The sequence below is a fragment of the Psychroserpens luteus genome (genome assembly GCF_015319355.1).
In the GTDB taxonomy this organism is placed as follows: domain Bacteria; phylum Bacteroidota; class Bacteroidia; order Flavobacteriales; family Flavobacteriaceae; genus Psychroserpens; species Psychroserpens luteus.
In genome coordinates this window covers 185,682-200,871 of sequence record NZ_JADILU010000005.1, presented here as the reverse complement: position 1 = coordinate 200,871, position 15,190 = coordinate 185,682, and the positions used below count along the sequence as shown (strand labels likewise).

At 31.8% G+C, this 15,190-nt stretch carries 10 protein-coding genes and 1 tRNA gene; 9 read left to right on the top strand and 2 right to left on the bottom strand.

Annotated features, from left to right (window positions below):
* Nucleotides 1-135: 135 nt before the first annotated feature.
* Nucleotides 136-1,248 (top strand): hypothetical protein, encoded by a 1,113-nt coding sequence (locus tag IM744_RS12970; protein WP_194508572.1) that lies wholly within the window; start codon nucleotides 136-138, stop codon nucleotides 1,246-1,248.
* Between the two features lie 362 nt (nucleotides 1,249-1,610).
* Here IM744_RS12970 and IM744_RS12965 read toward each other — a convergent pair.
* Nucleotides 1,611-1,692 (bottom strand) — tRNA-Leu (locus IM744_RS12965).
* A 144-nt stretch (nucleotides 1,693-1,836) separates the two neighbouring features.
* Here IM744_RS12965 and IM744_RS12960 point away from each other — a divergent pair.
* From IM744_RS12960 to pth, 3 genes are all read left to right on the top strand, one after another.
* Nucleotides 1,837-2,778, top strand: a complete 942-nt coding sequence (locus IM744_RS12960; RefSeq protein WP_194508571.1) for a ribose-phosphate pyrophosphokinase — start codon at nucleotides 1,837-1,839, stop codon at nucleotides 2,776-2,778.
* Nucleotides 2,779-2,859: 81 nt separating this feature from the next.
* Nucleotides 2,860-3,489 carry a 50S ribosomal protein L25/general stress protein Ctc gene (locus tag IM744_RS12955; protein ID WP_194508570.1) on the top strand — a complete coding sequence of 210 codons (630 nt, stop codon included), beginning with the start codon at nucleotides 2,860-2,862 and terminating at the stop codon, nucleotides 3,487-3,489.
* Nucleotides 3,490-3,650: 161 nt separating this feature from the next.
* Nucleotides 3,651-4,217, top strand: coding sequence for an aminoacyl-tRNA hydrolase (gene pth / locus IM744_RS12950; RefSeq protein WP_194508569.1), 567 nt, complete (start codon nucleotides 3,651-3,653; stop codon nucleotides 4,215-4,217).
* Between the two features lie 53 nt (nucleotides 4,218-4,270).
* Here pth and IM744_RS12945 read toward each other — a convergent pair whose 3' ends face one another.
* Nucleotides 4,271-7,006 (bottom strand): zinc-dependent metalloprotease, encoded by a 2,736-nt coding sequence (locus tag IM744_RS12945; RefSeq protein ID WP_194508568.1) that lies wholly within the window; start codon nucleotides 7,004-7,006, stop codon nucleotides 4,271-4,273.
* A 161-nt stretch (nucleotides 7,007-7,167) separates the two neighbouring features.
* Here IM744_RS12945 and IM744_RS12940 point away from each other — a divergent pair, with 161 nt between their 5' ends.
* The 5 genes from IM744_RS12940 (at nucleotide 7,168) to IM744_RS12920 (ending at nucleotide 15,179) form a co-directional block, all read left to right on the top strand.
* Nucleotides 7,168-9,141 (top strand): M43 family zinc metalloprotease, encoded by a 1,974-nt coding sequence (locus IM744_RS12940; protein ID WP_194508567.1) that lies wholly within the window; start codon nucleotides 7,168-7,170, stop codon nucleotides 9,139-9,141.
* A gap of 95 nt (nucleotides 9,142-9,236) precedes the next feature.
* Entirely contained in the window at nucleotides 9,237-10,166 is a 930-nt protein-coding gene (locus tag IM744_RS12935; RefSeq protein WP_194508790.1) for a bifunctional riboflavin kinase/FAD synthetase, read from the top strand.
* On the top strand, nucleotides 10,156-11,472 hold the full coding sequence (locus IM744_RS12930) for an HTTM domain-containing protein (protein WP_194508791.1): 1,317 nt from the start codon (nucleotides 10,156-10,158) through the stop codon (nucleotides 11,470-11,472). The genes IM744_RS12935 and IM744_RS12930 overlap by 11 nt, the downstream gene beginning before the upstream one ends.
* Nucleotides 11,473-11,556: 84 nt before the next feature.
* The gene (serS, locus tag IM744_RS12925) at nucleotides 11,557-12,825 is read left to right on the top strand and encodes a serine--tRNA ligase (RefSeq protein ID WP_194508566.1); all 1,269 of its coding nucleotides are present in this window, start codon (nucleotides 11,557-11,559) and stop codon (nucleotides 12,823-12,825) included.
* A gap of 566 nt (nucleotides 12,826-13,391) precedes the next feature.
* On the top strand, nucleotides 13,392-15,179 hold the full coding sequence (locus IM744_RS12920; protein WP_317175393.1) for a tetratricopeptide repeat protein: 1,788 nt from the start codon (nucleotides 13,392-13,394) through the stop codon (nucleotides 15,177-15,179).
* The last annotated feature ends 11 nt before the right edge of the window (nucleotides 15,180-15,190 follow it).

The window sequence follows — 15,190 nt, the reverse complement described above, 5'->3', positions numbered from 1 at the left end:
CAGTTTTGAAATTTGTTTCGATGTTTTAATGAGGCTTATCTTTTATTTTAATTATTAAAATAAAAGATAAGATTAAATTTTAGCTATAACCTATGTTTATATTTAGTCGATGTAAAAAATATATTTTTAGAAAATATGATAAAGTACTTACTTGGGGTTTGGAAAATTATTTTTGAGTGGCGCAAAGATTTTAGTTTTTGGGTTTATTTAGCAGGTAGTTTAGCTACTCTAATTTTATTAATATTTAATAGTAAATTAATTAATAATTTCGGACAGGTTATTAAATCCATTTTTTCTAATTCAACAAGCACTTTGTTAATTGGTTTTTTCTTTATTATTACTCCTCTATTTATAATTATTACAATTACCTTTTTAACTTATCAAAAAATAAAATTGAAACGTTTAAATAATGAAAAAATAAAAAGTGATAAGAAACTGAATGAAATTAATCTATTAAACTTGAATCTGAAGAAGAGTTTAGAAGATAATAATTCTTACATTGAAAATGTAGATTATATAGATAAAACAATTAGGAAACGACTTAATATTAACTATAAGGAATTGGGTCAGATAATAAATCAATACTTACCTGATAACTTAACGGTTATACCTTTAAAATACAGTTACATCAAAACGATAGGAGATTGTGGGTTAATTATTCTCTTTTCTAAAACTAATGTTTCGATAAAAGACTCTAGTGGTAAACGTGCGCATTTTAGAAAAGAAATGCAAGTTATACCATTAAAAAAAGATCAAAAAGATGTTCATTACAAAGCGAATTTTGAACCTCAAACCAAAGTTTTTAATGTTTTAATTAATGATCAACCGACAAGTGGTAAAGATTTAAAAAAACACCTTAGAAAAAATAATAATGGAGTGATACTTGTCTTTAATCCAATTAAAGAGAGTTTTAGACAATATAAATTAGGTAAATCGACTCTAGAAATGGATGTAAATAACTGTTTTACATCAAAAAAAGAATTTTGGATAAGTGAATGGTCTAAATACCCAATATTGTATGACAGAGTCGAAATTAATTTGAATAAAAAACCTAGAGCTCATCAAACATTTATTTGGGAACATGAAAATAAAAGATGGGTTCAAGCATCTTCTAATCATGCAATATTGATAAGCGATGGTACTTCGATTGAAAATGGCTCTTACAAAATATGCTATGTGCTTAATTTTCAAGATGCCTTTTTAGAAGGTAATAAATATCCTAAATTTAAGATAGAATGGGATAATTAAGAAGAAATTCCTCCACCTCTTTTAATTTTAAAGTCTGTCATAAATATATTTAATTTAATTATAATAACTTATTAAATCAGACATATATGATATATTATCATTATATCTGTTAATTTTTTTGATAAATCGGCCAGATTTTTGTCAAATTACTATTTTATACTAAATATAAACAAAAATAGGACTCTGAATAATAATTTCTTATTTTTTTAATAAAACTTAAAAAACTCAATGAGTAACATTAAATTACACATATCAAGTTCTAAAAAGATTAAATTACCTTTATAGTTATTCTTAAATTACTATTTTGAAATCAAAAAAATATAAAAACCTCCAACTAAAAAATAAGCTGAAGCCTTTTTTTGTACTCAAGGCGGGAATCGAACCCGCACGTCTCGCGACATTGGATTTTGAATCCAACGTGTCTACCAATTCCACCACTTGAGCAATTTCGGACTGCAAAATTATAAAATATTTTATTACTATCAATCAAAAATAGTAGGTTTTATGCTTTTTCTGTTCAAATAAATTCCTAAATTTGCACCTCGTTAAATAAAAGCGTGTTTTATTAACACAAATAATTCATTACCAATGCCAAACGGAGCTACAGAAGCAAAAATATTTGCATGCGGACAAAGTAAAGAACTTGCTGAAAAAATTGCAATAACCTTTGGTGTGCCTTTGGGTAATGTCATTACATCAACATATAGTGATGGCGAATTTCAACCTTCTTATGAAGAATCTATAAGAGGATCAAGAGTTTTTATTATTGGTTCTACACATCCTGGACCAGAAAATTTAATGGAAATGTTGTTGATGATTGATGCTGCAAAACGCGCATCTGCTAGACACATTACCGCTGTTTTACCTTATTTTGGTTGGGCAAGACAAGATCGTAAAGACAAACCTAGAGTTCCTATTGCAGCTAAATTAGTAGCAAAAATGCTAGAGGTTGCTGGAGCTACACGTATCATTACAATGGATTTGCATGCAGATCAAATACAAGGATTCTTTGAGAAACCTGTAGATCACCTATTTGCATCAACTATATTTTTACCATATTTAAAATCACTTAACTTAGATAATCTTACAATTGCTTCACCAGATATGGGTGGATCAAAACGTGCGTATGCATATTCTAAGGCTTTAGCAAGTGATGTTGTTATATGTTATAAGCAACGTGCAAAAGCTAATGTGATTTCTCATATGGAATTGATTGGTGACGTTACTGGAAAAAATGTAGTATTGGTTGATGATATGGTAGATACTGCTGGAACATTAACAAAAGCAGCAGATTTAATGATGGAAAAAGGTGCACTTAGTGTAAGAGCCATTTGTACACATCCTATTTTATCTGGTGATGCTTATAACAAAATTGAGAACTCTAAATTACAGGAATTAATTGTAACAGATTCAATTCCTCTAAAACAAAAAAGTAATAAAATTAGAGTATTGAGCTGTGCAGATTTATTTGCAGAAGTCATGCATAACGTGCATTATAACAAATCAATTAGCTCTAAGTTTTTAATGTAGTTTCGACTACGTTAAATCACCATAGTAAAGTATTACTCTGGTCATAAATTTGAATATTAATAATAATTATAAATTTTAAAAATGAAATCAATTACAATCAATGGATCTCAAAGAGAAGGCGTAGGCAAAAAGGCAACGAAAGCTTTACGTAATGCTGGTCAGGTTCCTTGCGTACTATACGGAGGAGACCAAAACGTGCATTTCTCTGCACCAGAATTGGCTTTTTCTAAACTTGTATACACGCCTAATGCGCATACAGTTGTGATTGCCATAGAAAACGGTGAAACTTATGACGCTGTCTTACAAGACATCCAATTTCACCCAGTAACAGATAGAATTCTACACGTAGATTTTTACCGTTTATTTGAAGATAAAGAAATTGCTATGGATATTCCTGTGCGTGTTATCGGAACATCTAAAGGTGTTTTAAATGGTGGTATTCTTCGTAAGAACAGACGTAAATTAAGAGTAAAAGCTTTACCTAAAAATTTACCAGATTTCTTAGAAGCAGATATCACACCTCTTAAAATTGGTGGTAAATTATATGTTACAGCTCTAGAAGGTGAAGGATATGAATTATTGCATTCAGATAACACAGTTGTAGTTCAAATTAAGACTGCAAGAACAGCTGTTGTTGTTGATGATGAAGATGATGAGGAATTAGAAGCAGGAGCAGAAGCTGCTACTGATGGAGCAGAAGCTCAAGAATAGAACTTATTTTTCTATAATATTTTAAAAAGCATTCTATATATTATAGAATGCTTTTTTATTTTTGAACATGAACACATCTAAACAATAATATTATCTGGAAATTTATCCGTAATATATTTAATTGGAACTCCACATCTTTTGATGTCGAAGAAACAGATCCTATGAAAAAATTTCTTATCGTTGGGCTAGGTAATATTGGCGAGAAATATGCAAATACAAGACATAACATTGGTTTTAAAGTCTTAGATGCTTTAGCGCAAAAAGAAGAGCTCACTTTTGAAACTCAAAAACTAGGAGACTTAACAACCTATAAATTTAAAGGACGAACTTTCATTCTTTTAAAGCCAAGTACGTATATGAATTTAAGCGGAAAAGCAGTTCAGTATTGGTTGACTAAAGAAAAAATCTCATTAGAAAACTTATTGGTTATTACAGATGATTTAAATCTTCCCTTCGGAAACATTAGAGTTAAGACAAAAGGTAGCGATGGAGGACACAATGGTCTTAAAGACATTCAAAACACCTTGCAAACAACAAAGTATAATAGATTTAGATTTGGAATTAGTGATGAGTTTAGTAAAGGACGACAAGTAGATTATGTACTTGGCGAATGGACAGATGAAGAAAATCAAAAACTTCCTGAGCGTTTTGAAAAAGCAGTTGAACTTATCAAATCATTTGGTTTAGCAGGAATAAACAATACAATGAATACCTTTAATGGGAAATAAAAAAAGAGAGACATTATGTCTCTCTTTTTTTATTTAGTTTTTCCGAAGAAAAATTATTCTATCACAATTTTTTTAGTGATTTCTTTCTTACCGTCACTTACTTTTACTAAATATATTCCTGATTGAATTGAGTTCAATCTCACAATTTGATTAAAATCTGAATTATTTGTATAAGCTTCATTAAAGATTTTTCGTCCTCTAATATCAAAGATGTCGACATTGATATCCTGGTTTGAAGATGAGTTTAACTTAATTGTAAATTCTCCTTTATTTGGGTTAGGAAATATTGAAAATTCTCCAGCAGTAAATTCATCTACACTAAGAGGTGTAACGGTTGTAGTACAAACTTCTATAGACCAATCGTTTAAAGTTCCTGTAATGGCATCCCAGTTATCTGTAACAGATATCGTCCAATCTCCGCTACTATCTAAACCAGAAAAGACTGATAAAGCTTCACTAGGACTGTATTCTCCAACCGATGGAGTAGCACAAACAAAACTTGGAGCTCCATCTGTAAAAGTGACATCTATATCATCTTGACTACCACAAATTCTATTGTAAATTTTAGATACTGTTGTGCCATCTGGATGAATAATATCAATAATAATATCATTGATGTATTCATGGCTTATATCTGCATTTACTTTAATGAAATCAATAGTTTCAGAATCTGCTATATTAATTACACTAACTGCTGGTGCACCTGGATTACCATTTCCTCCCGGTCCATCAGGAATTGCGATATCTAGATTATCTACTGAACTATATATAGTACATGTTGTAGTAACTTCAACATCTAAAGAAAATTCTACGCTATTTACTGCATAATAAATATTTCCAATTGGTTCAATCATAATACGACAAGAAGCAGAGTCTGCATTTGGAACTGTAATCATTTCGTTACCATCATTTGGCGTGTTTGCTGCCAATACAATATCAAATGTTTGTCCACCATCATTAGATAATAAAATATTTACATTTGAAGTATTTACATTATTAGCAGTAGTTCCTGCAACATCCCAAGTGATCATTTCCTCTGTTCCACTTTGCCATGTGCTTCCGTCATTTTGAGAGGTTACTGCAAATGGTCCAGCTGTTCCATTAACTGCTATAGTAGTTAAATCAAAACTCGATTGTCCGCTTAATCCTGTTGTGGTAGGTTCACGATCTCTAACGGTTAAAGCCCAAGTTAAATTTCTAGCTACTGTTGATACCGTTACCCAATCTGTAGATAATCCTGGGTTTGTTTCTGTTAATTGTCCATTTAAAACTCTACTTAATTTTGGTATATAACGATCTGGAGAAGTAGAAGGAGGTAAAGATCTTGCCTGTGCTCCACTAGTGCTAGTTGGTCCAAAACTTGTATTGGTAACCGCTCCAGAGTTGTTTTGCTCCCAGCAATAGGTTAGCATATCACCACCATCAGCATCTGTGGCAGCTCCTTTTAATATGTAAGCTGTACCTTTTGGGATGGTGTAATTTTGTCCTGCGTCTGCAACAGGAGGATTATTAGCTATAGCAGTAGTTATAGCACACTGGTTAGGTCCAGAGTTAACATTATTTAAAATTTGATTTATACTAGCATAATGAAAATAAGGGTCACTATGTGATGCCACATTATTTGCTCCAGTAATACCAGCATAACCCATTATTGTTGTTCCACTTCCTGGTTCAACATTAACACCTGCGCTTTCAGTATTCATAGAGAATGTATGATTTGCTCCCATTTGGTGTCCGATTTCGTGAGCAACATAATCAATATCAAAAGTGTCTGTTTCTGGAATGCCATCTGCAGGAGATGTAATTCCTGAACCTTTATGATTACCAGCATTAACTGTACCATTTTCACAAACACAACCTATACATCCTGCATTACCACCTCCTCCAGTGGCACCAAACATATGCCCAATGTCATAATCACCATCAGCTAGATTGGCATCCAACGTATTTGCTAATTCTGCATTCCAAGCGCCTAAATTACCACTATAAGGGTCTGAAGCAGCATTCGTATAAATTAATTGTGGTGCATCCACTAAATTAAAAGTGATTGCCATATCAGTCTCAAATACCGCATTTACACGAGTTAGAGTTGCGTTGATTCCTGCTAATGCTCCTGCAATAGTTCCTCCATGGTATGCTGTATATTCACCATTTACTGAAACTGCAAGTCTATAACTTCTAAGTGTTTGGTCATCTGCATCTCTTTGAAATTGAGAATCTGTTCTATTATGAGAAGATTCAACCATTTCATCAATAGTACTACAAACAAATTCACTGTCGTAATCTCCTCTAGAAGATTTTGTGTATAAAATGTAGTCTGTTGAACCATGAGCTGTTGGCATCATAAAAACGGTTTCTTTATTAACATAAGAAATCATTGTTTGCACACCCTGTGGTGACACACTCATGCTTAAACGAGTTGTAGGGTCTTCAACACCATAACCAACATAAGATTTTATGTTTGGATATTGCGCAGCTAATTCCGAAGAAAAAATAGGAGTATCATAAATTCTAAATTGTTCAAATTCTCCATTGTTAGTAGGAACTTCAATAATTGTGTTAGATGCATTTTTACTTACTCCTCTAAGAGGAGCTAATTGAGTTCTTTGACCTAAAGCATTTGTGTTAAAAGTAAAAGTTTCAACTTTTGTAGATTCCAGATGGAATTTTGATAGTGTATTACTCTCTGTTGTCTTGTTGCTTTTAGTCCAGATTTTGTTTTGTGCATAGCTAAAACTAATAGTCGTAATAATTAGTAAACACAAGATTTTTTGTAATGTTCTTTTCATGATTAGTTGTTTTTTTGTTTAAAATTATTCTAATTGTATTAGAATAGCTATAAAAATAGTTAAAAGATTAACAAAATAATTCAAGTTAAATAGTTTTTACAATTTTTCGTTTTCAAATAATTTCACTAATTTGGTAGCTTAATTACTATAAAAAACATACTATGAAAAACTTTACTTATAAACTTATTTGCTTTGCAATGGTTTTTTCTTGTTTGAGCCTTACAGCTCAAGAGAAAAATGTTGAACAATTTAGAAACTGTGCAACAGATGAGTATAATGCTCAGCTATTAATTGATAACCCAAATATGATGGGTAGCGAAACTTTTGAACGCCAATTGGCCCCGAGAATCACTGAAATTAAAAGACAATTAGAATCTGGCTCTATGAGAGCGCTTCAATTTACAATTCCTGTTGTAGTGCATGTTATTCATAATGGAGAACCTATTGGAACTGGTGCTAATATCTCTGACGCTCAAGTGATTTCACAAATTCAAGTATTAAATGATGATTATAGACGAGCTGTTGGTTCTAGAGGATTTAACGCGCATCCTGATGGAGCAGACGTTGAAGTTGAATTTTGCTTAGCTAAGCAAGATCCAGATGGTTGTGTAACTACAGGTATAAATAGAATAGACATGTCTGCTGTAAGCACATCTTGGTCTGGTCCAGGTGGTAATACAGATACAGTTTTGAAACCTGCAACTTTTTGGGATGCTTCTCAATATATGAATATGTGGTCGGTGAATTTTTCAGATAATACATTATTAGGTTTTGCTCAATTTCCTGGAGGACCTGCAAATTCTGATGGAGTTGTAGCAAATTACACTTATTTTGGTTCTAATGATGCAACAGGAGTTACTATTCCTGGAGCTTTTAACTTAGGTAGAACAATGACACATGAAGTTGGTCATTATTTAGGATTATACCACACGTTTCAAGGTGGGACTTGCGCTGAAGGAGCTACGAGTGGTGATTTTTGTGCAGATACACCTGCTCAAAATGCACCGAATAATTCTAATTGCCCTGTAGGTTCAGATCATTGTCCTTCTGGAGATCCAGATATGATTGAAAATTATATGGATTATACTACTGATGTATGTATGAATATTTTTACTAACGAGCAAAAAGCAAGAGTTATTGCTGTTATGCAAGCTGGAAATAATAGACCAAACACAACAACATCTGATAAATGTACGCCTTTAGCAGATGTAAGTAATGATGGTAGTATAGAAATTAATCAATTAGTTCCTGTTCCTTGTACTAGTGATCTTGTTGCAAATGTTAGAATCCAAAACTTTGGTACTGTTGCTTTAACTTCTGCAACTGTAACTTATGATGTTGATGGTGGAACGTCTACAGATATATCTTGGACAGGAAACTTAGCAGAAGGTGAATTTGAAGATATAGATCTAATGGTTACTACTAGTGCTGGAGCACATGTTTTAAATGTGTCAATTGCATCTCCAAACGGTAATGCAGATCAACGTAGTTGTAATGATGATACTAATGCTGATTTTACTGCTGCTGCTGCACCAGCATCTATTGAAGCAACAGATATTTATTTTACTATTACAACAGATAATTATTCTGGTGAAACAACTTGGTCTATAGTAGATAGTAATGGTACTGTTGTAGGGTCTGATTCTTATGATGGAGATTTAGATGATAATTCAACTTTTGAATATACAATTCCAGTAGGAACAAATGAATGTTATACCTTTGTAATTAATGATTCTTATGGTGATGGTATCTGCTGTGATTATGGTGATGGTTCTTATGAGTTAAGAGTTAATACTGCTACTGGAGCTTCAATTGCTTCAGGAGGTGATTTTGCTTTTATAGATAGCGTTAACTTCTTAGCAAACGCTCTTAGCGTAGATGATTATTTTGCAGGTAGCAATTTATATGTGTATCCTAACCCAACAAATAATCAATTAAATATCAAATTAGGTAATACTAACGATTTACCAAATAGCTATGAGATTGTTAATATGTTAGGACAGTCTATTACTAAAAGCACTATTGTAACTAATGAAGATCTTGCAATCAATACTTCAACATTAAGTAATGGTATGTATTTTATTAGAATTATAAAAGATGATGCTTCGGTAACATTACCGTTTATCAAAAAATAATATTTAAAAACATATTTTTTAAAAAGAGGGTTGATTTTTTCAACCCTCTTTTTATTTACCTATGATTATAACTACTTTTACCAAAAAAAAAGGTACTGAAAACAAATACCATAAATACAAAACAAAAATCACCTTCCATAATTACTATAGGAACCTTTGATGGTGTGCATATTGGTCATCAAAAAATTATAAAAAGACTCGTAGAAACAGGAAGGAATAAAGATTTAAAATCTATTGTACTTACTTTTTTTCCACATCCAAGAATGGTATTACAACCAGATTTTGATATTAAATTATTGCATTCTATTGATGAACGTCAAGAGGTATTATCTCAATTTGGTTTAGATGAATTAGTGATTAAAAAATTCACAAAAGACTTTGCTAATTTGTCTGCTCAGGATTATGTAAAAAATATTCTTGTGGATGAGCTTAATGCCAAACATATTATTATTGGTTATGATCATCACTTCGGAAAAAATAGAACAGCAAATATCGATGATCTTAAAATTTTTGGAAAACAATACGGTTTTACAGTAGAAGAAATTTCTGCTCAAGATATAGAAGATGTCGCAGTAAGCTCAACTAAAATTAGACAATCACTTTTAGATGGAGATGTAGAAACCGCTAATTCTTTTCTAGGCTATCCTTATTTTATATCTGGTAAAGTCATAAAAGGAAAAGGGATAGGGAAAACATTAAACTTCCCAACAGCAAATATTGATGTCAAAGAAACGTATAAATTAATCCCTAAAGATGGTGTTTATGTTGTAAAATCATCTATTGATAATAAATATGTTTTTGGTATGATGAACATAGGTAAAAACCCAACTTTCAAAGGCGATAAGCAATCTATTGAAGTGCACTTTTTTGACTTAGATCAAAACCTCTATGATAAAACGCTTAAAATAGAAATCTTATATCGCTTGAGAGGTGAGCATAAATTTGAATCTGTAGATTTATTAAAAGAACAACTCCAAAACGATAAATTGAATGCTTTAAAACGTATATCTAATTATAATGAATAAACTGCTGTTTAAACATATAGATAACAGTGCACTCATCGTATTTAGAATCATATTTGGCGCTTTAATTTTTTTAGAAAGTATTGGTGCAATTTTTACAGGTTGGATTAGAAGAACACTCGTTGAACCAGAATTCACATTTAATTTTATAGGTTTTGATTTTCTACAAACCATCCAAGGAGAATGGATGTACATTCATTATGTAATAATGGGTATTTGTGGTTTGTTTGTCATGGTAGGTTACAAGTACAGAATTAGTATGCTAACTTTTACATTACTGTGGGCTACAACCTATTTTATGCAAAAATCATCATATAATAATCACTACTACTTTTTAATGATTTTGAGCGCTATCATGGTATTTTTACCAGCTAATACTTATGCCTCAATTGATGTTAAACAAAACCCGAGTATTAAAAGCATCTCAATGCCAAATTGGTGTAGGTTGGTTTTTATATTACAATTATTCATTTTATACTCATATGCGTCAATCGCAAAAATGTATCCAGATTGGCTAGATTTGACAGTTCCAGAACTGTTGATGAAAAGTAAAAAACATTATTTTCTCGTCGGAAATGTGCTGCAACAAAAATTCGTCCATTATTTGGTAGCCTATGGTGGAATTTTATTTGACGGACTCATAATACCTTTATTACTATGGAAGCGAACCCGGAAAGTAGCATTCTTTGCTTCTATCTTTTTTCACCTGTTTAACTCATTTATTTTCCAGGTTGGGATCTTTCCGTATTTGTCATTAGCTTTTGCAGTGTTCTTTTTTGAACCAAAGGTTATACAAAAGCTATTTTTAAAACGAAAGCCATTATATTCCGAAGAAAAAATAGAAATACCATCGCACGCAACTATTTTTAAAAGTTTGTTTGTGTTATATTTTGCTATACAAATAGCTCTTCCGTTGCGACAACATTTTATTCAAGACAATGTCTTATGGACAGAAGAAGGTCATAGATTATCATGGAGAATGATGCTGCGATCTAAAAGTGCTAATACCAGTTTCAGTATTGTTGATAAAGCCACACAAGTAAAAACGCAAGTTAAATTAGAAGACTACTTAACTAAAAAGCAAATAAGATCTGTGAGTAGTAAACCAGATGTGATGTGGCAATTTGCGCAACGTTTAAAGTCTGTTTATGCTGAAAAAGGTATGGATATAGAAGTATATGTTAAAGCCTATGTAAATGTTAATGGTAGACCAAGCAAACCGTTTATTGACTCTAAAGTTGATCTAGCCAATGAGAAATGGAGTCCTTTTAAACACCATGATTGGATTTTACCTTCAAATCTAGACTAGAATAACTCACAATTCATTAAATTTGGCGTTTCAAAATACACACCTTATCATGATGGTGAGGTGAATTTAATATAGAATTCTACCATGTTACAAGTTGCTTTTATTAGAGAACACAGAGAAGATGTTATTAAGCGTTTGGCTAAAAGAAATTTGGATGCCACACAATTAATTGATGACGCTATTTCATTGGATGAAGAGCGAAGACAATTGCAAACACAATTAGATAATACACTTGCAGAATCTAATACCATTTCAAAAGAAATAGGTGATCTCTATAAATCGGGAAAAGCAGCAGATGCTAATGTTCTAAAAGAAAAAACAGCTAAACTTAAAGAGGATTCTAAAACCTTAGGCGATCAACTAAATGAGAAGTCTGAGGAGCTTACTCAATTGCTATATAAAATTCCAAACGTACCTCATGAGAGTGTGCCTAAAGGAAACAGTGAAGAAGATAACGAAGAAATATTTAGTGAAGGTGATATTCCAAAACTTCATGAAGGTGCGATGCCTCATTGGGAATTAGCGAAGAAGTATGACATCATAGATTTTGAATTAGGTAATAAAATTGCTGGAGCTGGTTTTCCTGTTTATAAAGGAAAAGGTGCTAGACTGCAACGCGCTTTGATCGCTTATTTTTTAGATAAAAATACTGCTGCTGGTTATACTGAGTATCAACTTCCGCTTTTAGTAAATGAAGCGTCTTGTTATGGTACTGGTCAGTTACCAGATAAAGAAGGACAAATGTATCATGATTCTCGAGATGATTTATATTTAATTCCTACTGCAGAAGTCCCAGGAACTAATGTATTTAGAGATGTGTTATTAGCAGAAAGCGATTTGCCAATAGGTATTACAGGTTACACACCATGTTTTAGACGTGAAGCAGGAAGTTATGGTGCTCATGTGCGTGGGTTAAATAGATTGCACCAATTTGATAAAGTTGAAATTATTCGTGTGGAACATCCTGATAATTCTTACAAAGCGTTTGAAGGTATGATTGATCATGTCAAAGGAATTTTACGTGAGTTAAAATTACCTTATAGAATTTTGCGTTTGTGCGGAGGAGATACAGGTTTTCCTTCTGCAATGACTTATGATTTTGAATTGTTTTCTACTGCTCAAGATCGTTGGTTAGAAATTTCTAGTGTGTCTAATTTTGAATCTTATCAAGCTAATCGTTTACGTTTGCGTTTTAAAAATAGTAATGGTAAAAACGAACTAGCACATACTTTAAACGGAAGTTCATTAGCATTACCTCGAGTTTTAGCAGGTATTTTAGAGAACTATCAAACTGAAGATGGCATCAATATTCCAGAAGCATTAATCCCTTACACAGGATTTGATAAAATTTAATCGAAAATAATTCCTTTAGGTATTACTACTGGATTTCATTTGAAATCGTCATTCCTTTACAAAAATTAATCTAAAATACAGAATTTTGGTTTTGAACATTAAAGCCGAAATTCTGTGTTTATGTAAGAAAATTATATTAATATTTCGTTGAAATGCTAAAAATTAACGTTGTTCAACGAATTTTTAACATTTTTCTTTGTTTTTTAGATATTAATTAAGAAGTTAGTAATCCAAATAATAATTAACCTACTTAATTATGAAAAACATAAAACGAATAGTACTTTTAGTCGTACTCGTGGTATTGGCAGGGAAAGTCTTTTTATAAGACCTTTATTTTTCTCTAACAACATTAAAAAGAGCCAAGCAGAATAACTGAATCATTTTATAAAAATAGATTAATAGCACATTTATTTTGTCGGTAATGCCTAAACTAACGTTTAGGCATTTTTTTGCTTTATCGAATTAAAATAAACCATACAGCATACATTAAGAGATGTCTACCAAATTAATTATAAAAACATTCACAATATCTAGATATTACATTTGTTATATTTACATAAATTAAAATGAAAATGCGCCAAATAATTATCAGTCTAACATTATTATCCTGTAGTCTTTTGTTCTCACAAAACGAACAATTGGCAGATGATTATTTTAAACGTGGTGAATTTGACAAAGCATTGATCTCGTACCAAAAACTAAACGAAAATAAAAAAAGCTCAAAATACATATATAAAATTATAGAAACATTGCAGCAATTGGAGCGATATGATGAAGCTCAAGTGCAGATTGCACAGCGCATGAAGGAGATTAACTATCCGCCTTTATTAGTTGAACTAGGTTATAACTATCAACTTATGGATAGTACAGATTTAGCGAATAAATACTACAAAGAAGCCATTGCAAAGGTTGAAGAGAAACCAAGTTATACCTATGGAATTGCAAGAAAATTTGAAGATCATTCCTTATTAGAAGAAGCTCTCGAAGTCTATAAAAAAGGAATGGAACTCAATCCAGACCTCAATTTTAATATGCAAATGGCTCGTATTTATGGAGAGCAAGGCAATATAGAATTACTATTTTCAAATTATTTAGATTATATAGAATCCAAACCAGAGTTCCTCAATACTGCAAAACGAGCGTTTAGTGATTTTGTGTCAGAGAATAAAGAGAACGAAAACAACTTGACGTTAAGAACGTTACTTCTTAAGAAATCGCAATCCAATCCGCAACCACATTGGAATGATATGTTGAGTTGGTTATACATTCAGCAAAAAGAATACAACAAAGCATTCATCCAGGAAAAAGCATTGTATCGTAGATCTCAAGAGAGTTTAAGTCGTATTTTAGATTTAGCATTAACAACCGTAAAGCAGAAAGATTATAAAACAGCAAACTCCATTTTTGAGTTCGTTTTAGAAAACTCTCAGGACATCAATACCGTATTGACAGCACATCAATACATGCTTGAAATTGAGATTGAAAATGCAGGAGTAGATGAAAAGAAACTTAAAGACATTGACAAAAAGTTCAATGCATTATTTTTTGAATACGGAAAATACGAACAAACTATAGCGCTTCAAATTGCCTACGGAAATTTTATAGCCTTCAATAAACATCAACCAAAAGTAGCGAGTGATTTCTTAAAAGAGAGTCTAAAATTAAATCTATCAAACTTCCAGGAAGCAACCGTAAAATTGAAATTAGGAGATATTCTCGTGTTTCAAGAACGATTTAATGAAGCGTTAATTTATTACACACAAATTCAAGCCAATTTAAAAAACAGTACCATTTCACAAGAAGCACGATTTAAAGTAGCCAAAACCAGTTATTATAAAGGCGATTTTGAGTGGGCAGAATCACAATTAAAAATATTAAAGGCTTCAACATCGCAGTTAATTGCCAATGACGCTTTAGAGTTGAAACTGCTTATCTCAGATAATAAAGATGAAGACTCATTACAAGTCGCTTTGAAATTATATTCAAAAGCAGACTTGATGTCTTTTCAGAATAAAAACGATGAAGCGATTGCGCTTTTAGATAAAATTGTAACCGAACATAAAGGCGAATCTATAGAAGATCAAGCTTTATATATGCAAGCCAAACTCTATGAAAAAACGAAACAAATAGATAAAGCAGTTGCTAATTACGAATATATCATCGCTAATTACAGAGACGAGATTCTAGCAGATGATGCACATTTTTATCTAGCAGAACTCTACCAAAATCAATTAGCACAACCTGAAAAAGCTAAAGCACTTTACGAGAACATTATCTTTAATCACGAAGACAGTATTTACTTCATTGAAGCTAGAAAGCGTTTTAGGATGTTGCGTGGTGATGCTATAAACTAGTTGTACTCAAT

What these genes read in the sequence shown, in the direction of transcription:
- IM744_RS12970 (WP_194508572.1), top strand. Translation starts at nt 136, where the DNA reads ATGATAAAGTACTTACTTGGGGTTTGGAAAATTATTTTTGAGTGGCGC.
- IM744_RS12960 (WP_194508571.1), top strand. Translation starts at nt 1,837, where the DNA reads ATGCCAAACGGAGCTACAGAAGCAAAAATATTTGCATGCGGACAAAGT.
- IM744_RS12955 (WP_194508570.1), top strand. Translation starts at nt 2,860, where the DNA reads ATGAAATCAATTACAATCAATGGATCTCAAAGAGAAGGCGTAGGCAAA.
- pth (WP_194508569.1), top strand. Translation starts at nt 3,651, where the DNA reads ATGAAAAAATTTCTTATCGTTGGGCTAGGTAATATTGGCGAGAAATAT.
- IM744_RS12945 (WP_194508568.1), bottom strand. Translation starts at nt 7,006, where the DNA reads ATGAAAAGAACATTACAAAAAATCTTGTGTTTACTAATTATTACGACT.
- IM744_RS12940 (WP_194508567.1), top strand. Translation starts at nt 7,168, where the DNA reads ATGAAAAACTTTACTTATAAACTTATTTGCTTTGCAATGGTTTTTTCT.
- serS (WP_194508566.1), top strand. Translation starts at nt 11,557, where the DNA reads ATGTTACAAGTTGCTTTTATTAGAGAACACAGAGAAGATGTTATTAAG.
- IM744_RS12920 (WP_317175393.1), top strand. Translation starts at nt 13,392, where the DNA reads ATGAAAATGCGCCAAATAATTATCAGTCTAACATTATTATCCTGTAGT.